General features: G+C 44.1%; 15 protein-coding genes. 5 read left to right on the top strand and 10 right to left on the bottom strand.

From position 1 onward, the window contains the following. The first annotated feature begins 1,018 nt into the window (after positions 1-1,018). The gene (locus E1163_RS14155; RefSeq protein ID WP_155172896.1) at positions 1,019-1,870 is read left to right on the top strand and encodes a tetratricopeptide repeat protein; all 852 of its coding nucleotides are present in this window, start codon (positions 1,019-1,021) and stop codon (positions 1,868-1,870) included. 516 nt (positions 1,871-2,386) lie between these two features. On the opposite strand, the gene E1163_RS14150 is transcribed toward E1163_RS14155, so the two are convergent. Genes E1163_RS14150 through E1163_RS14140 form a run of 3 tightly spaced genes read right to left on the bottom strand, consistent with a single transcriptional unit; the run spans position 2,387 to position 5,960 of the window. Beyond that, positions 2,387-3,574, bottom strand: a complete 1,188-nt coding sequence (locus E1163_RS14150; protein WP_155172894.1) for a succinylglutamate desuccinylase/aspartoacylase family protein — start codon at positions 3,572-3,574, stop codon at positions 2,387-2,389. After that, complete coding sequence (locus E1163_RS14145) at positions 3,567-5,471, bottom strand: CBS domain-containing protein (RefSeq protein WP_246223680.1); 1,905 nt, start codon at positions 5,469-5,471, stop codon at positions 3,567-3,569. Before E1163_RS14145 ends, E1163_RS14150 begins: the two co-directional genes overlap by 8 nt. Positions 5,472-5,498: 27 nt before the next feature. After that, positions 5,499-5,960 carry a universal stress protein gene (locus E1163_RS14140; RefSeq protein WP_155172892.1) on the bottom strand — a complete coding sequence of 154 codons (462 nt, stop codon included), beginning with the start codon at positions 5,958-5,960 and terminating at the stop codon, positions 5,499-5,501. Between the two features lie 147 nt (positions 5,961-6,107). On the opposite strand from E1163_RS14140, the gene E1163_RS14135 reads away from it, so the two are divergent. Together E1163_RS14135 and E1163_RS14130 are read left to right on the top strand one after the other, a co-directional pair. Further along, positions 6,108-7,382 carry an ATP-binding protein gene (locus E1163_RS14135; RefSeq protein ID WP_155172890.1) on the top strand — a complete coding sequence of 425 codons (1,275 nt, stop codon included), beginning with the start codon at positions 6,108-6,110 and terminating at the stop codon, positions 7,380-7,382. 26 nt (positions 7,383-7,408) lie between these two features. Next, positions 7,409-8,482 (top strand): response regulator, encoded by a 1,074-nt coding sequence (locus E1163_RS14130; protein WP_155172888.1) that lies wholly within the window; start codon positions 7,409-7,411, stop codon positions 8,480-8,482. 63 nt (positions 8,483-8,545) lie between these two features. Here the strand turns inward: E1163_RS14130 and E1163_RS14125 are convergent, their stop codons facing one another. Continuing rightward, positions 8,546-9,829, bottom strand: coding sequence for an acetyl-CoA hydrolase/transferase family protein (locus tag E1163_RS14125; protein ID WP_155172886.1), 1,284 nt, complete (start codon positions 9,827-9,829; stop codon positions 8,546-8,548). Positions 9,830-10,054: 225 nt separating this feature from the next. On the opposite strand from E1163_RS14125, the gene E1163_RS14120 reads away from it, so the two are divergent. Both E1163_RS14120 and E1163_RS14115 read left to right on the top strand, forming a co-directional pair. After that, positions 10,055-11,563: a caspase family protein gene (locus E1163_RS14120; RefSeq protein WP_155172884.1), complete on the top strand. Its 1,509-nt coding sequence runs from the start codon at positions 10,055-10,057 to the stop codon at positions 11,561-11,563. A gap of 15 nt (positions 11,564-11,578) precedes the next feature. Then, entirely contained in the window at positions 11,579-12,229 is a 651-nt protein-coding gene (locus E1163_RS14115) for a porin family protein (protein ID WP_155172882.1), read from the top strand. Positions 12,230-12,872: 643 nt separating this feature from the next. Here the strand turns inward: E1163_RS14115 and E1163_RS14110 are convergent. Genes E1163_RS14110 through ccoN form a run of 6 tightly spaced genes read right to left on the bottom strand, consistent with a single transcriptional unit; the run spans position 12,873 to position 18,793 of the window. Then, on the bottom strand, positions 12,873-13,574 hold the full coding sequence (locus tag E1163_RS14110; protein WP_155172880.1) for a sulfite exporter TauE/SafE family protein: 702 nt from the start codon (positions 13,572-13,574) through the stop codon (positions 12,873-12,875). A 2-nt stretch (positions 13,575-13,576) separates the two neighbouring features. After that, a complete protein-coding gene (locus tag E1163_RS14105; RefSeq protein ID WP_155172878.1) occupies positions 13,577-14,011 on the bottom strand; it encodes a FixH family protein in 435 nt (144 codons plus the stop codon). Between the two features lie 38 nt (positions 14,012-14,049). After that, entirely contained in the window at positions 14,050-15,480 is a 1,431-nt protein-coding gene (gene ccoG / locus E1163_RS14100; protein ID WP_246223678.1) for a cytochrome c oxidase accessory protein CcoG, read from the bottom strand. A gap of 19 nt (positions 15,481-15,499) precedes the next feature. Further along, entirely contained in the window at positions 15,500-16,444 is a 945-nt protein-coding gene (locus E1163_RS14095) for a cbb3-type cytochrome c oxidase N-terminal domain-containing protein (RefSeq protein WP_155172876.1), read from the bottom strand. Beyond that, the gene (locus E1163_RS14090) at positions 16,441-16,638 is read right to left on the bottom strand and encodes a cytochrome C oxidase Cbb3 (RefSeq protein WP_155172874.1); all 198 of its coding nucleotides are present in this window, start codon (positions 16,636-16,638) and stop codon (positions 16,441-16,443) included. The genes E1163_RS14095 and E1163_RS14090 overlap by 4 nt, the downstream gene beginning before the upstream one ends. Before the next feature lie 4 nt (positions 16,639-16,642). Beyond that, positions 16,643-18,793, bottom strand: a complete 2,151-nt coding sequence (gene ccoN / locus E1163_RS14085) for a cytochrome-c oxidase, cbb3-type subunit I (protein WP_155172872.1) — start codon at positions 18,791-18,793, stop codon at positions 16,643-16,645. Positions 18,794-18,947: the final 154 nt, after the last annotated feature.

Here is an 18,947-nt window from a genome sequence, read left to right as displayed (position 1 = left end):
AACCAGTAGAATTGAAGAAATAAATAAAGTGAAGCCAGCCAGCACACAATTGAGTAGACGGCCGTGAGCCATAAGCCCACGGTGCGCCTCTCACACCATCCCGAAAGCTTTCGGGACGGTTCATTGAATTTCAGGTTTGAATTTCAAATAGTAATCCATCATACTTTCATATCCTTTCCTTTTGAGGCGTGATAAGGTTATTGTAGTACCAAGAATCGGGCTTTGAGCTACTGCCCATCCACCCATTCGGGTTCTGCTCCAGGCATATGCCTGTCCTTGTTTCACTCCTAGTCGGATCAGGTTTTTGCGCTTTCTTTCCGGCTTCTTCCAATCATGCCATATACAATACAACTCGAGCCATGCTAGGCACACACAACAACTAAACGGCATTGGCTCGTAGTTGGCAGATTGACAAGTCAATCCTTTTTACTAGTTTTAGGCAGACGTTATGGTCTGCACTTCGTTTGACCGCCACGTCCGTTTAGTAAGACCGTTGTGGGTAATTGTGAGCAATGAGCAAATTTCATCTTATCTTCAGAAGGAATAGTCCAATTCTTCTTAGTAGGAAGACTTATGTCAACTGGATGGATATTCAAAATCAATTCGAGGATTATATGGCTTCAATAGAGTTTGACGATCTAATTGAAGTAATTGATTATTTAAAAACGGAGTATAAAATCACGAATGAGAAGGCTGAACAAGAGGCTCACAAACTGCTAGCCACTGGAAAAGAATCCGTGCAACTTGATGTTTAGAAGAACTTTTGGCATATGAATCCAGAGACAAAGAATTTGCTGTGAATCTGCAGTGCTTTCTGCCATCTTTTGCTCACAGGATTTTTTGACTTGCGGAACGCAGTGCCATTTGGAACCGTTGTGAGCTTCGGCAGATTTCACTACTTTAGTGCTATTCACTAGCTGCGGACATACGCCTGATAGCTTGACGTTATGGGCAATGAAGCCATGGAAAATTCATCATATTAATTCTACTTCCAACAACTTTCTCTTGTCAACAACATATGGATAAACCTTTTTACTCGTGGGAAGACTTTACTTCCAATTTTGGAAAGGAAATGATCAGTGCGGACGATGTTTATGCAACAATGAAGAAAAGCGGACTGAAAGACTTCACGTACTCAAAATTTGACTACCATTTTGTTTCCAACGATAAAAAGAAGCTAGAAGACCTGAACAAATTTATTCTTGGTCACTATGACTATGAGTTCGTAGAATTTACCATGTTTGGCGACCTTCATGAGCTACGAGGCTTAACTAACGAAATCCCGATAACAAATGACAATCTGCTGTACTGGGCTCTGGATATGGCAAAACGTGGAATGGAGTTCGACTGCAAGCTTGATGGTTACGGATCTGCGCCAAATAACGAAAGTCCAACCTTACCTGACTTTTCAAAAGAAAAGGAGGACTACTACTTTAATAAAGCAATTGAACTTTATAATCGGGGAGATTTAAGCGGTTCAATTTTCAATTGGTCGATTGTACTGCAAATCAATCCAAATGATCCAAATTCCTATTACTCAAGAGCTATCGTTAAGAACGAACTCTACACATGGAAATCAGCAATTCGAGATTACGATAAGGCAATCGAACTAGCTCCTGACTTTAGTGACGCGATTGTCAACCGAGCAACAGTAAAAGACGAGAACGGAGATTATGAAGGAGCGATTGAAGATTACAATAAAGCAATTGCTCTGGACGCTAATAATTCCATGGCTTACTTTAATAGAGGTAACACTAACTTCAATATGGGCAACAAAACACGGGCCTGTGAAGATTGGAATAAGGCTCATGAACTTGGAGACGAAACAGCTGCCGAACGAATAGCTGCGAACTGTAGAAACAGCCCATAACAGGTGCTAAGCCCAATCGGCTTACTTAGTTATTTGCAAAGAGCATTGGGATCAGAAACTTTTGAGATATTTAAAAGGCTGAGCCGATAGTGCTTAGCTATACGTTACCATACATCACTAAAATGGATAAATTGGAAATGAGGAAAAAAATTTATGAGAATCTGCCATGGATTTTAACAGTCCTGTCCGCAATAATTATTCTCATTTCGTTCCTAAAATCGGTTTATGCTCCAAGCATAGCAAAGCTTTACCAAACTTTCAAAGTTTAGTAAAGCCGCAATTTAGCTCTGTAAGCTGTCATTAAATTTATCAACCAAAAAGTACGTACTTGCCGTGTACTACCGCCCTAGCTTAATAGCATCGTAATGCCCTCAAGGGCATAGTAGTCTTGTAGAAATATTCAAAATTCTAGTTCTCTAACACTCCACCGGCTACCAGTCACGTCCGACTCTGTTCACGGTTTACTGTTTACCTCTACCCCCTCAATACTCAATACCCAAGACTAAAATCTCAATACTACAAATCATACTCCTCATCCCTGGAGGCGGACTCGCGGTTTTTCATGATTATGTGGTTTTTATCTATGTACCTGCTTCTGTAGCCCAGCAGGTGAAAAAGTTGCCTGGTAAAGAAGCGGGCTATTTTTTTATTGACCAGGAGGGCATTCTGGTGTGGCGAGGTCCAGCGGATGCCGGGGAGCAGTACCAGCAATTTGTCAAATCGCAATTTCCTGAGTGTGGCTGATAGTTTGAGGAATGTTTTTGGGATTTTGCGTATGCAAAAGAAGCCATCATTGCCCTGGTTTTGGTATAAGGGCATAAATATCAGGCTGGCTGCAGGGGATTTCACTATCTTCCCATTGCTTGTGGCCAGCTCAGCGCCTTGAGGTATGTGCTGAAAATTATTGAACCCCGGCTTCATTTTAAAGGATTCCAGTTCCTTAACCTGATAGCGATAAAAGATCTCGTAAAACTCTTTTTTATCACCCGTCAAAGCTGCCAGTTTTTTATAATGCACATCAAATTCCACATCATCGGGCTGCAGGCAACCGGCCAGGGCCAGTGACAGGTAAATGAAGGATTCGTGATTTTCAATGGCTTCCCGGGCATCGTGCTGGCCACCTTCGAAGCCAAAAGCCACATAACCCAGCTCATTGATGTAGCTGAGCATAGGGCCCTCGAGGTACTCTTCTATACCGAGTATAATGGGTACAGGGTATTGTGAAGTAAATTTTCTATTGAGTACGGTATCATTAATGGTGAGGAATGGCATGGTTTCGCATGAGGTGGTATGAAGATCCATAAAATAAAAGGGGCCTTTATCCGCACTTAAGATGCCCTTTATCGTCTGGTAAATATCCAGTTGCTGCAGGGTGTCATCATCATACGCATGTAGTCTCTGGCGAAATAGCTGGTCCAGTATTTTTTCGGTCCAGAGCCTGTTGAGGTCCCTGCTGGTATATCGCTCCCCTTTTTCCAGAGCGGTAAGATTGCCACTAAGTGCGTAGATATTACCCTTTATTCGCAGCTTCTTTCTTTTTATATCATTGAGTACAGCGCGTAGTGCAAACACACCAGAAGGCTCATTGCCATGGATCCCGGCCGTAAAAACGAGCGTTGGCCCCGGTAAAGTACCTCTGATATGACCTATGATACGGTCAACCTCAATATGTTTTTCCAATGCCTTGCTATATACCTTAGCCATTATCGAATGCTATTACATCTTTTATGGTAACTATGCCTACAAGATCCTCGCCATGTAGTACCGGCAGGCATCCTATTTCGTTTCGCTTCATCAAACGAATGGCTTTGTTTATACTGGTTTGTGGCTCAACGGTAATCACATTTTTTGTCATAATATCTGCCACCGTCCTTTGTTCGGTGTTCCTGCCCTCTTTGTTTCGCAACATGTGGGTCCAGGTAAGCAAGCCGCGCAACCTCCCACGGTGATCAGTTACAGGCATATGATGAATATTTTTCCATTCCATAATATTCGTTGCGAGATCTGCGAGGTCATTTTCATCTATTACAAACAAATGTGTTGACATGATATGTTTCACCAGGCTTGCGGCCTCATGTACCTGAGCAGGCACCTGCAATACCGGCCATTCTGCCACAGGCAGGTTGGCCTTCTGGTTGTTATGAATGGCTTTGGTCAACGCCAGCAGTGCATCATCCGTTTTCATAAGCCTTCGCATATTCCTGAAGCTTCTTACCTGCCATTGAGAACCCGTGAAGCCTTCTATGCGCATGTCTATAATTTTCAGAAGCCGCTCGATATCTTCCTTATCTACCCCCACACTACGGAGCCCGGTATAGGCCATAGGCAAAAGCTCCCTGCTCAGTAAGTCCTTTAACAAAAAATCATTGCCCATCCAGCGCATTACGGCCTCCTTCCCTGTTCTGGCAGCTTTGATAAAGTTGGCCTTTACATCTCGAAAATCCATTTGTGAGGGCATATTTTTGTATTCATGAGGACGCCCGGTCATCAACCCTACCCAGAATGCAAAGTTTGCTATCTCATCCAGCAAAGAAGGGCCTGCGGGTATGTACCTGTTTTCAATACGCAAATGGGCTTTGCCATTGCCTATACCATAACAGGGCCTGTTCCACCGGTAAATGGAGCCGTTGTGCAGGTTTAAAGCTTCCAGCCTGGGCACTCTCCCTTTTTCAAGCTCATTCAGGGAGTCATTTTTAATCTCTTTGGCCAGGATGATCTTGTAGCCTGCTATATCATTTTTATAAATATCGGCCACAGTGCCCGATTCCCACTGGTCACCGAAAGTGACCCTGGCCTGCTGATCTTTAAGGGCGTATGACGAGGTACGGGTATCCATACTTTGCTGAAAAAGCGCTATCCGGGTTTCACTCCAGAGTTCGCGCCCCAGTAGCAGCGGGGAGTTGGTACAAAGACCAAGGACCGGGCCTGCTATGGTTTGTGCCCAGTTATAACTGCTTACAAAATCCTGCGGCCTCACCTGCAGGTGCATCTGAAAGCTGGTATTACAGGCCTCAAAAAGTACAGAGTCATGGGTAATGAACAGTTCGTCTACCCCCATCATGTGCAAGGCAAAATCGGCACCACGATGGGCCCTTACCATGTCGTTGAGCGCCATATACCGTATACCCGGGGTGATATACTCTATGGCCAGTTCATCTTTACTGATGGTTGGTAAAATACCGGTTACCAATGTTTTGCTTCTGAACCTTTTCGCCACATCAGCAGCTTTGGCCATGAGCGAGTTGAGCTGGTGCTCCACCTGGGAGAAGCAGGAGCCATTAAGTTCTACCGGGTCGAGATTGATCTCAAGATTATATCTGGCAAGTTCGGTGGTAAAATGAGGGTCATCCAGTGCCTCAAGCACTTTATCGGATTTGACTGATGGTCTCCAGTTATTGTTTACGAGGCAGAGTTCCTGTTCGGCCCCTATCCTGATGATATCACTTTCGAACCTGCCCTTTTCAAGCATGATCTCCAACGCCCTGATATCATTCAGCAGGTGCCTGGTAAATTCAGCCCTTATTTCCCGGCTGTCAGCTTTGGTGGCCTGATGATCTCCCATGGCTATGTCTTTAATTTTTACAGTAACAGACCATATCAACAGGATTGCCGGTTATTTTCCTGGGGCTTACCCCGGACTGGCAGCAGCTTTCCTGCTTACCTTTGAAGGTATCAGCAGCACAGGGCAATGAAACCGGGCCAGCGCACTTTCGTTATTGACTTCCCACCTCTCCTGCAATCGCTGCTTTATATTTTCGGTCAATACTATGAGGTCTGCATTATATTTATCTATGGCCATAGCCAGTCGATCGCTGATGAAACCTACTTCTGAAAGTATGGTATGCTTAACTTTTGCAATCTCCGGAAACTGTGCTTTCAACTCCTCTATCCGTCTATTGGCTATTTCTTCCTGTTCTTTTTTTAATGTAATTTTATTGCTTACGGGCTTGTCGTTACTACCTGAAATCAATCTGTAAGTATATAAAACAACTAATTCGCTTTGGTTGGATTGGGCAATATCCAGAGCGAATGCCAGGGCATTAACAGAGGATTCAGAAAAATCAACCGGACAAATTATACTTTTAAACATGGCTATTGATATAGGTATCTGCTTTATTTTTGTACTAAAGTAGTAAGCTGGTTATAGTTTCATCATGAATCCCTGTCATGGGTATTACTGATTTTTATCATATTTTTAAATTTGAAAGAAATTGCTAGCATTAAACAAATTTTGAGGGTGACACAAGAACATCAGGATACATACAAGTCGATATTTGAAGCCTGCGAAGAGGGGATTCTAGTTGTTGACAGGGAGGGAACCATAGTAATGGCCAATACAGCCTGTAACAACCTGTTTGGTTATAATCCGGGGGAAATGATAGGCCTGAAAGTTGAGGACCTGGTGCCTCCAAGCCTGAGACATACGCACGTAAAAGACCGTAAAACTTATGAGAAACACCCTTCTCCCCGGCAAATGGGAAAAGGCAGGGACCTTTCCGGCCGCAAAAAAAACGGCACGGAGTTTCCTGTAGAAATAAGCCTCAACCGTGCGCAGATTGACGACATAGGTCATACCGTAGCTTTTGTAATAGATATTACCGAAAGGAAAAAAATAGAAGAGGCCCTCAAGCGAAGTGAAGAACAACTGATCGTTTATGCGGCTGAGCTGGAAAAAAGGGTAACACAGCGAACCAAAGAGCTGGACCTGACCATCAGCAAACTTGAAAAAGCCAATGCAGAACTTGAGGAGCAAGTGATGATCAGGAAGAAAGCCGAGGAAGAGACCCAGGTGGCCTTAAGCAGGGAGCGGGAACTTAACGAGCTTAAATCAAGGTTTGTTTCCATGGCCTCGCATGAGTTCAGAACACCACTAAGCACCATATTGTCTTCTGCATCGTTAATCGAAAGGTATATAGAGCCGGGGACAGAAGAAAAACGGCAGAAACATGTCGACAAAATCAAATCTGCCATAAGCAACCTTACGGCTATACTTAATGATTTCCTTTCTGTATCCAAACTTGAGGAAGGTAAGGTCGAACTTTATGAGGAAGAAATAGACCTCAATGAGATGTTAAATGACATCATTGATGAAATGTCGGCCATAGTCAAGGAAGGGCAGAAAATAAAGCTGATTTTCGATACTGATCATTACTCTTTATATTCGGACAAAAAAATACTAAAAAACATACTGATCAACCTGCTCAGCAATGCTATAAAATATTCGGAACCGGGATCAAAAGTGGAATTGATTGTTGAAGATAAAAATGACGGAATATTGTTAAAAGTATCTGATGAAGGCATAGGAATACCCGAACAGGAACAAAAACATATGTTTGAAAGGTTTTTCAGGGCTACCAATGTAACCAACATTCAAGGTACGGGACTCGGGCTGAATATTGTAAAAAAATACGTGGACATGCTTGGTGGCAGCATTTCATTTACAAGTAAGCTGGGAGAAGGAACCACCGTAAGTATCAATCTGCAAAACAATAAACCTGAAAACGCCCTTTAAAATCACAAAAAAATTTAACTGTACTTATGAAAAAGATATTGATCATAGAAGATAATAAGGAGATACGGGAAAACATCGCCGAGATCCTGGAGTTGGATGGATATGAGGCTATTCAGGCCGGCAATGGCAAGGAGGGCGTACAAAAAGCATTGGATGAAATGCCCGATCTCATCGTCTGTGATATTATGATGCCAGAACTGGATGGTTATGGTGTGCTTCATATTTTGGCCAAAAAGGAAGAAACAGCGGGCATCCCGTTCATATTCCTGACTGCCAAAGCTGAAAGAAGCGATGTAAGGAAAGGTATGAAGCTGGGTGCCGATGACTACCTCACCAAGCCTTTCGAAGACACCGAGCTTCTGGACGCCATTGAGATCAGGTTTAAAAAGGCCGAGGTACTTAAAAAGAATTATAATGGCAATACCGAAGGCCTGAACGAATTCATCAAAGACGCCAAAGACCTGCACGACCTCTCCCACCTGCACGCTGATAAAAAGCCCCGGCCATATAAGAAAAAACATGACATCTACCGTGAAGGGGAGTATGCCAACTATATGTATTTTGTAGCCTCAGGAAAGGTAAAAAGCATCCGTACCAATGAGGATGGCAAAGAGCTGATCACCGGCATTTATACCGCTGGTGACTTTTTTGGCTATGAAGCCCTGCTTGAAAACAAAGAACATGCGGATAGTGCGGAAACCATGGAGAAGTCAGAGATCATATTTATTCCTGCCGAGGAGTTTTACGAATTGATCTATACCAACCGGGAAGTTTCCAAAAAGTTTATTGAGATGCTGTCCAACAAGGTGTCGGAGAAAGAAAGTAAACTTCTGAACCTGGCCTATAACTCAGTACGTCAGCGTACTGCCGAAGCTTTAATAACAGTAAGCGAAAAGTTTAACCCTGATGATGCCAACAATTTTGAGTTGAGCGTTTCACGCGACGATCTGGCCAATATTGTCGGTACCGCTACGGAGTCGGTTATCCGGGTAATATCTGACCTGAAAGAGGAAGGGATACTGGAAACGAGGTCGGGTAAAATAGTGATCCTTCGAAAAGACAAACTACAGCAGATACAGCGCTGGCATTTTGCGAGGTAGACTTTATTTCATGTACCCCTGACAGGGCTTTGAGCCCTGTCAGGGGTAATGTGGAATAAAAGCCTATACTTTGGCCATAAACCTTTCAAAAGCGGCCTTTTCCAATTCTTCTCTGTGATCAGGGTGTGCAATGGATATCAAAGCATTTGCCCTTTGTTTCAGATTTTTCCCAAACAGGTCAACGACACCATATTCGGTAACTATATAATGCACGTGAGCTCGTGTGGTAGTCACTCCGGCCCCCTGCTTAAGGAAAGGGACAATTTTAGTTATGCCTTTAGAAGTTATAGAAGGTAATGCAATGATAGCCTTTCCTCCCGGTGATAACGATGCTCCCCTGATGAAATCCATCTGGCCTCCCACCCCGGAATATTGATATTTACCGATGGTGTCGGCACAAACCTGCCCGGTAAGGTCAATCTCTATGGCACTGTTAATGGCTGTTACTTTAGGGTTTTGTCTGATGAGTGCCGTATCGTTAGTATAGGCAGCTTCCTTCATGTGTACCAGTGGGTTATCATCCATGAAATTGTACAGCTTTTGCGACCCCACGGCAAAGCAGCTTACGATCTTGTTGGGCTTTACTTTCTTTTCCTCTCCGGTAATTACACCAGACTCTACCAACGGCAATATGCCATCAGAAAACATCTCTGTATGAATGCCCAGCCTTCTATGGTTCTTCAAATTGGCCAGCACCACATTAGGAATAGCCCCAATGCCCATCTGTAGCGTAGCGCCATCCTCTACCAGGCCTGCGACATGCTGCCCAATAAGCCTCTCCTGCTCATTTGGCTCCGCTATGGCAGAAGTATGTATAGGCAGGTTTACATCAATGGCGTTATGTATTTTGCTGATGTGGATTATCCCGTCACCATGTGTTCTCGGCACCATGGGGTTGATCTGCGCAATAACAGTTTTTGCTGATTCTATAGCGGGAATGGCTACATCAATAGAAGTACCCAATGAGCAGAAGCCATGCTTATCGGGCGTGGAAACCTGGATAAAGGCCACATCAAGTGGCAAAATGTTACGCCTGAACAAAAGATGTATCTCACTTAAAAATATGGGTATGTAATCTCCATTCCCGGCATTTACAGCTTCCCTTACATTGCCTCCCACAAAGCAACTGTTGATCTTAAAAGACTGGCGGAAAGGCTCTCTCGTATAAAGTGCCTCCCCCTCTGTATGCAGGTGAAGCAGCTCCACATCTTCCAGTTCCTGATAGCGGTTACACAGGGCTTCCACCAAAACCGTTGGGGTCATGGCTGCGCCCTGGATGAATATACGATCCCCTGACTTTATATTGGCTACCGCCTCTTCGGCAGATACTATTTTTAAATCGCTCATAATTAAATATGATTTATATTTTGGTTGATCCTCTAATAATTACCACAAAACTACATGCCTGAATGTTCGCGCAATATGATCTTTATCACACGCAATACTGAAAAGTGTCACTTTTAGCTATTCAATAATATAAAAAACAAAATACTCCAATTGTTATAATTCTGTTTGATAAAATCCGTGATATTACTACTTTAGTAAATGTTTATTAATGTTTGAGCTTTGATCATGCGTAAAATTGCCCCATTAGCATTTTTATTAATTTTAGCCTCATCATTCATTCAGTATAAAGCCTCAAATCAAACTGGCCCTTTAGCTGAAGATGACTATGCAGAAGTCCACATTTTCAGGCCGAAACAATTCCAGGGCGGCGCTATTACATTTCAGATCCAGGTTAATGATGAGACCGTTGCCCGGCTTCCCAATGGCAGCAGAATGGTGTACCGCATCCGCAGCGAAGGTTCTGTCGACTTCAAGCTTAAAGCTTCTGTATTCACCTCCAAAAGTGTCAATTTCGGCATAGTAAAAGGTCAGAAATATTATATCAAGGCAGGATACGGAGATGGATTTGGTTCTAATCTTTCTTTTGTGCCACTTACCGAGCAGGAAGGTCAAAAAGCATTTAACGATGCAGGAAACTACCATAACCAAAAGGTTAAGTACTATGATGAAGACAAGCTCAAACCTGTTGCCAAAAATGTAGACTTTTTCAGTGAGCAGATAAAGGAGTTTGAACAACATGAGGGTGAAAAACCATCATTGGGATGGATAAGCCCGGCTCAGCAAAACCTAAAAACTGACATAGGCACCTTTTCACTTCAACTGTGCCTGAAATCGGAAGCTGACCTTGTAGACCTTAAAGTAATGCTCAACGATCAGGTTTTTGATGAAATAGAAGACATAAAAGCCCTGGACAAAAAATGCTCCTATACCTACATCAAAAACATAGAGCTGCAAGAGGGTAAAAATGAACTACAGATAGAGGTAGAAGATAAATTTGGCGTATCAACCTTTAAGCGGACGCTCTTCTACCAGATGCGTAAGCGTGAGTACCGCGGACTGGCCCTGGTGGTAGGCAACTCTGACTACTTTGAGGCTACTTACCTGCCAAACCCGAAAAACGACGCTCGGGATATGGGCAAAGCGCTGGACAAGCTTGGCTTTGAGGTCATGCAGTTTGAAAACCTGAGCCAGGACGAGATGAAGAAAGCCGTAGGCAACTTTCTGCTCAAGCTTGAAAAGTACAAAACTGCAATATTCTACTATGCCGGCCATGGCATACAGCATGACGGAAGGAATTACCTGATCCCGGTAGATGTCAACCTCAAAACCCCGGGTGAAATAGCCGCAAAATGTATTGATACAGGCAGTTTGCTGACCAAGATGGAGCTAATGGAGCTGGAGACCAGTGTACTGATCCTTGACGCCTGCAGAAACAATCCTTTTAAAGGGGTAGCCAGCGGTGTAGCTGATATAAGCTCCGGACTTACAGGGACAGATGCCCCGGCAGGCTCGATAGTGGCCTTTGCTACCGCACCTGGCAAAACTGCCTCTGATGGTGTTGGGGCCAATGGCCTGTATACACAGGAAATACTCAAAAACATTTATAAAGAAGACCTGAAAGTGGAGGACCTGTTCAAAAGGGTCAGGATCAATGTAATGAACCAATCCAACAATCAGCAGATCCCCTGGGAAACGTCATCATTGGTAAAGGATTTTTATTTTAACCCCGTATAACACATTAGAAGACTTATGAAAAGAATTTTACTTATCACAGCTCTGTTCTGCATATCAGCAGGACTCGCAAATGCCCAAATCAAAATAGGTATTAAAGAAGGACTGAATGTAGCCTCGATCGATTACACAACCCCTTTACTTGACACAGAAACTTCTGCACTGGCATCTTTTCATTTAGGTGCTTTTTTTCATTACAGCCTTGTTGAGCACTTTGGCTTACAGGCGGAGTTGATGTATTCGGGCCAGGGTGCCAAGATTGACTTTAAGGATTATGGTGTTCTTACCAAAAACAAGCTTAACTATTTATCGCTGCCTCTTTTGGCCAAGTATCATGCCTCATCAGGGTTTACTGCCGAAGCTGGTTTTAGCCTGGACTTCCTATTATCAGCGAAGCAGTCATACGAAGAAATAGACGCCATCAGTGGTTCAGGATTGCAATTAACCGAGCAGGACCTGAAAGATGGTTTAACCGGCGTAGATACCAAATTCTTATTTGGGGTTGGCTACGAAATGGCTTCGGGCTTAAGCTTTAATGCACGTTTTGCTGCAGGCTTGAGCAATATTTCAAAATCAGTTGATGAGAATGACCCCAATTATATTGGTGAAGAAGAAAGCTTCAATTCTGTATTCCAGCTTGGCGTGGGCTTTCCTTTGTACGGTAATTAAGACCTAAAGCAAAAAGGGGATCAATCGTAATTTCTGGGGAGCCCCTAACACTTTCACCTTTTTGCTGACAGACAGTTGCTAATAGCAATCGGCAAAAGCAGTAGACAAAGGCGTATAATATAACAATAAGCTCGGTTTACTGATTTTTCAGTAGCAAGTTTCACTTTACTTGTTTACTCCCCAATCCATTTACTCCACAGGTTTCACGTTTGATCCCAAAAAGGCTTCCGAAGTTTCAAACCTCGGAAGCCTGAATACAATATCCAGTATCTAAAATTAACCTGATGGGGTACCTTTCAATGCTATTAAGTTAGGGCCGGAATGTATTCATATGTGGTATCGATTAAGTAAATAAGCGAACGTACATTCCTATCTCCATATGCTCACATGTGTGCCAAAGTAGAGTTCTATTCTATGGCATGGCTTTCCTATGGCACATATTTGCTTTTCGTTTTTCTATAAATATTATGTCCTTACAGGACATTAGGCTGTCTTTGTCATTAATTACGAATCCCTTTTGCAGCGATAATCCCGTAGGGATACAATATTTGTAGGAATAGCCATTTAGATCAGATTGTCCTGTAGGGACAAAATAAGCAGGCATTTGGAGTGTGACCTTAGCTTAATAGCATTGGGGTACCTTTTAAGGAGTACCGCAGGTAGTGATCCCCAAATCCCAGCCTAAAGCCGTCATAGCCGGACTAACGTAGGGAATATCGAGTGCCATACCCCTGAGAATAAGCAGAGTGCCCATAATAATGGCTACTGAGGTGATAACATGCTGATAGGAAAATGCATGCCTGCTTTTCAGGAACTTTAGCGCCCCAATAAGCCCCAGCATAACCGGAGAGGTGCCTAATCCAAACCCGGCCATCACCAGTACAGCGCCCCCCACACTGCCGGAAGCTACAGCCATGGACAATCCCATATACACCAGGCCGCAGGGTAGCAGGCCATTTAGCACACCAATAAAAAAAACAGAAAGCAGCTTTTGTCCGTCAACCAAACCACTCAATAGCTTTCTCATGGGTACAATTACTTTGGTATGCCATGTGGATTGCAGTAGTTTATGCTGAAAACGCGGGTATAGGGTGAGTACAATAATGGTGGCGCCCATTACAATGGAAAGCACCTGCTGCGAGCCGAATATTGCCAGCCCCTGCCCTACCATACCAAAGGCTACACCGAGTATTATGTAAGTGGTTATCCGCCCGGCATTATAGGCTATCTGCCTGGAGTACGGGCTTTTTGAGTATACCGCCATGGCAAGCGGCCCGCACATAGTGGCGCAGTGCAGGCTGCCGACCAGCCCGGTCATCAAACCGGTAATGAACAAGGCATTCATGATCAGATCACCAATGTTTTCTCTTCATAATATTCACGGTCATTTTCATGCCAGCTTATCTTTACTTTCCAAAGGCCTTTTTTGAAATCTCCGGCCTCAAAACGCTGGTACCCTTCTGAGTCGGGCCTTAGCACATACCGTGCATCCAGTGAAGCGTCGGAAGGACGGAAAAAATGTATTTCCCCTTTACCTGCATAGCTTTTCGGAAGGGTTAAAACAATCTGACTCGTCTGCTTCTTGTATTCGAGCTTAATCTGATTTTCACCCAGATCACGATAGTTTTTGATCCGTTCTATCTGGTCCTGATAGGCAATCTCCTGCACATAATAATCCTTTGCCACAAGGCTCACATCCTGTCGCATGCTTATCGTCACCATGGTAACTATCAGCCCTACAAAAAGGATGAAAGACATAACTATTTTTGTTCCCCAGTTCATTTTTAGATTCTGTTTAAAGTTTTAATTATCAAAGCCCTCTAGTTGGATGATACCGGCCCTAAAAATTTGGTTGCCGTTTTATCAATACGCTTTCCATTGGCATAAACTCCTATGGTCAATGTTGTTTTTGCCGACTTTACATTTCCCTGGGGCATCCTTATAAAATACACCCCTTCGGCCAGGCCATTAGCCGGTACAAGCATCTCTCCTTCTCCCACCTTCGAAATAGTAACTTCCGGGGCATCCTCTATTTTCAGCTCCAGTGTGATGTCTTCAAAGGTCTTGTTTACAAATTGCACATTATATAAGTTGGTAATATCACCTTCCTCAGTTTTTTGATAAAGCTGCCCGGGCACTTTAAGCACGGTGGCTTCAATATCAGAGCGCGTAGCAAGTGAAAACGCAAAGATCCCTACGAGCAAGGTAAGCACGACCGTATATGCCGCCACCCGCGGAGTAAAGAGCTTTTGTTTTCCCTGCTTTATGGCATCATGCGAAGAGTACCTGATCAGGCCTTTGGGCTTGTTGATCTTTAGCATCACATCATCGCAGGCGTCAATACATGCGGTACAGTTCACACATTCCAACTGCGTACCGTTCCTGATATCGATCCCGGTAGGGCATGCATGTACACAGAGTTTACAATCGATACAATCTCCTTTTTCTTCCTGTACATCACCTTTTTTTAGTTTTCCCCTGGGCTCGCCTCTCAGCCAGTCATACATTACGGCTATGGATTTCTTGTCCAGCAGCACACCCTGTAGCCTTCCATACGGGCAAACGGCAACACATGCCTGCTCTCTGAACCATGAAAACACCCAATAAAATATCCCCGTAAAGGCCATTAACCCAATAAAACCCGCCCAATGCTCTGACGGCGGCTGGCTCACAATCTCCTTCACCTGGTCTATTCCTATCAGGTAAGCCATTACCGTATGGGATATCAGCAATGAAATGGCAATGAATATAAAATGCTTGACTGCCCTTTTCCGGATCTTATCAAAGTTCCAGGGGCTTTTGTCCAGTTTTCGCTGCTGGTTGGCGTCGCCTTCTATCCAGTATTCTATTTTCCGGAATACCATCTCCATAAAAAGCGTTTGCGGACATGCCCAGCCACACCAGACACGGCCAAATACCACGGTAAACAGAATAATGAACACAAAGAAGGTAATCAGCAGCAAGGCAAGCAGGAAGAAGTCCTGGGGCCAGAATGCCTGCCCCAGGATCACAAACTTGCGCTCAAAAATATTCAGTAACAGAAAAGGACGACCACCTATGGTAATAAATGGTCCGGCAAAAAGAATACCCAACAGCACTACGGTAACCAGTATACGCAACTTGTGAAATCTTCCTGAAGGCTTCTTGGGGTATACCCACACCCGCTTTCCTTTCTCATCAACCGTGGCTATGGTGTCTTTAAATTCCTGATCAAACTGATACAGGTCTTCCATGTCTCTTCTCTCACTCATGACAGATATCTCTACTGGTTTATTCTAAACTCGCCTCTACGGTCTTCACACTATCAGCCGGAGCTGGTTCCTCCCCCCCTTCTGAGTCCTGCTCATACAGGTCTCCCTGGGGTCCTTTAGCATTAGGAGGATTGGTACCTACAAGATCCATTATAAATGAAGCCACATTTTGCATTTCATCAGGTGACAGCAAAGGCTCCCAGGATATCATACCCTTTTCAGGCACTCCCTGCTTGATGGTTTTGAATATACTCTTGATATCACCACCATGGATCCAGTAATTATCTGTCAGGTTTGGTCCTATACCTCCCGCACCGTCTTCCTTATGACAAGGCGCACAGTTGCTGATGAACACTTCACGGCCATTGTCCAGCAAAGCCTGGTCAGTGACACGCTCTACATTTTCTTCGTTGATATTGCTTGCCGGTGCGTCAGCTTTCCTGGCGAGGGCTACTTCTTCGGCTATCGCTACTTCTGCCTGGTATTCTTCCAGTTGCAAAGGCATAGTACCGAATACGTGGTAGACAGCCATATACACTACTGAAAAGGCAATAGAGATATAAAACAACCACTTCCACCAGGGTGGCAGGTGGTTATCCAACTCACGGATGCCATCGTAGTTATGGTCAAGCATGATGGTTTCCTCTTTTTCCACGGGTACGGCATCATTGGCTTCGGTAAGGAACCTTGACCACCAGCTCTTTTTCACAGGCTCTACATATACTTCGCCTTTAGCCTCAGCTTCTTTGCGCGCCTGTAGCTTCACCATCAGCCTCAACAGCTTCAGTACAACCACCGAAACGGCAAGTACAACCAGAGCCGTAGCAAAGACAAAGCCCATGACAATATAAAACTCGACCTTACCTGCTGTCGATGGTTCCCCGGCCTGTGCCCAGGCGCTTCCTGTCGACATCAGCAGGGTAATTAAACCGAGCGCTTTAAAATATTTACTCATTTTGTTCATGATCTTTCTGTTTTGACGGTTGACAATGTATTTCCATCTTCACTCACAGGCAGGTTCTTCATTTTGCTCACATAGCCTTTATCCATCTTTACAACCCAGATAATGAGCCCCAGAAAGAAGATGAAGAAAATGGACAGGGAGATTATAGGCCAGATTTCTACCTGATGTATTTGTTCAAAATAATGCTTAAACATGGTCTTATTGGTTTGATGCTTCTAATTCAGAACTCTGCGATTCTGTCTTCAATGTGATATCCGTTCCCAATCGCTGCAGATAGGCAATTAAGGCTACGATCTCTGTCTCCGGCATAACTTCAATACCATCCTGCTCTTTCAGGTTTTTGGCTATCAGCTCTGCCTGCTCCATCAATACCTCATTGGCTATTGCTTCATAACCTTCTTCGTAAGGCACTCCCAGTGTTCTCATGGCACTGATCTTACCGGCAGTAGCCTGCATATCGATCACATCTTCAAACAACCATGGATAAGGAGGCATGATTGATCCGGCTGAAACTGCCGCAGGGTCGAGCATGTGGTAATAGTGCCAGCTATCAGGGTACTTACCGCCTACTCGGTGCAAATCAGGACCGGTACGTTTTGACCCCCACAGGAACGGGTGATCGTATACATATTCACCGGCTTTTGAGTACTCTCCATAGCGCTCAGTCTCTGACCTGAAAGGCCTGATCATCTGCGAGTGACAGCTCACACAACCTTCCCTCACGTACAGGTCGCGGCCATGCAGCTCCAGCGGAGTGTAAGGTTTAACACTGCTAATGGTAGGCACATTGCTCTTGATAAGGAAGGTTGGCACCATCTCAATAACACCACCGATTACAATCGCAACTGTAGTAAGTATGGTAAAGAGTACTGGTTTTCTCTCCAGCACACTATGCCAGTGGCCGTCAGCATGTTTTCTTTGTTTTTCCAACGGAGCGGCTTCAGCAGCTTCATTGGCCACAAAACTTCCGCTTTTGGCAGTTTTAATAAGGTTATAAGTCATGATGAAAGCACCGGTAAGGTACAGAGCTCCACCAATGGCCCTCAGCATATACATCGGCAAGATCTGAACTACGGTTTCAAGGAAGTTTTTATACTCAAGGAAACCTTCAGCATTAAACTCTTTCCACATTAAGCTTTGGGTGATACCGGCTACATATAATGGCAGTGCATAGAAAATGATACCCAGTGTACCGATCCAGAAGTGGATATTGGCCAATTTAACTGAGTGCAGTTTAGTATTCCACATCCTCGGTACCATCCAGTAAAGCATACCGAAGGTAAGGAAACCGTTCCAACCCAGGCCACCAACGTGTACGTGAGCTACGATCCAGTCGGTAAAGTGGGCAATGGCATTTACGTTTTTCAACGAAAGCATAGGGCCTTCGAATGTAGCCATACCATAAGCGGTAACGGCCACCACCATAAATTTAAGGATAGGATCTTCACGTACCTTGTCCCAAGCACCTCTCAAAGTAAGCAGACCGTTAAGCATACCACCCCAGCTTGGAGCAATCAGCATAACAGAGAAAACCACACCCAGCGACTGCGCCCAGTCAGGAAGTGCTGTATAAAGCAAGTGGTGAGGACCGGCCCATATATAGATAAAGATCAATGACCAGAAGTGGATAATAGATAATTTATAAGAATAAACCGGTCTGTTGGCTGCCTTCGGCAAGAAATAATACATTAACCCCAGGAATGGTGTTGTAAGGAAGAAAGCTACCGCATTGTGCCCGTACCACCACTGTACAAGTGCATCCTGCACACCAGCATACCAGCTATAACTCTTCATAAAGCTAACGGGAAGCTCAAATGAGTTAACAACATGCAGCACGGCAACCGTAACAAAAGTCGCTATATAAAACCAGATGGCTACATACATGTGCTTTTCCCTACGCTTGAGGATAGTACCGATCATGTTGATACCGAAAACCACCCATATTATAGTGATCGCGATATCGATAGGCCACTCCAACTCGGCGTACTCCTTAGATGTAGTATAACCCAGAGGAAGCGAAATCGCTGCCGCTACAATAATTAATTGCCAGCCCCAGAAGTTAATCCAGCTTAAGGTATCCGAATACATCCTCGTTTTTAACAAACGCTGCATCGAATAGTACACCCCTGCGAAAATGGCATTACCAACAAAGGCAAATATGACTGCGTTGGTATGAAGTGGACGAATACGGCCAAAAGTAGTATACGCCGTATCAAAATTAAAAATAGGATAAAAAAGTTGAATGGCTGCCGTTAGTCCTACCAACATACCAACCACTCCGAAAATAACTGTAGCTACGATAAAATACTTTACGATTTTATTGTCATAGCTGAATTTTTCGAGTTCCATAAGTTACCTGGTTATAAATTAATATCAATCACGAAGGTACTTATAGCCTCTCCCGTGCAACATGATGATAATTAGAGGGAAAACTGATTTATGTCAGGATATTATGTATTGGTATTTGGAGGTGATACTTGGTGTTCAGTGACCCGGTATTTTA

It is taken from the genome of Fulvivirga kasyanovii (genome assembly GCF_009711405.1).
GTDB classification, from domain to species: domain Bacteria; phylum Bacteroidota; class Bacteroidia; order Cytophagales; family Cyclobacteriaceae; genus Fulvivirga; species Fulvivirga kasyanovii.
This window is presented reverse-complemented; position numbering and strand designations above follow the sequence as displayed.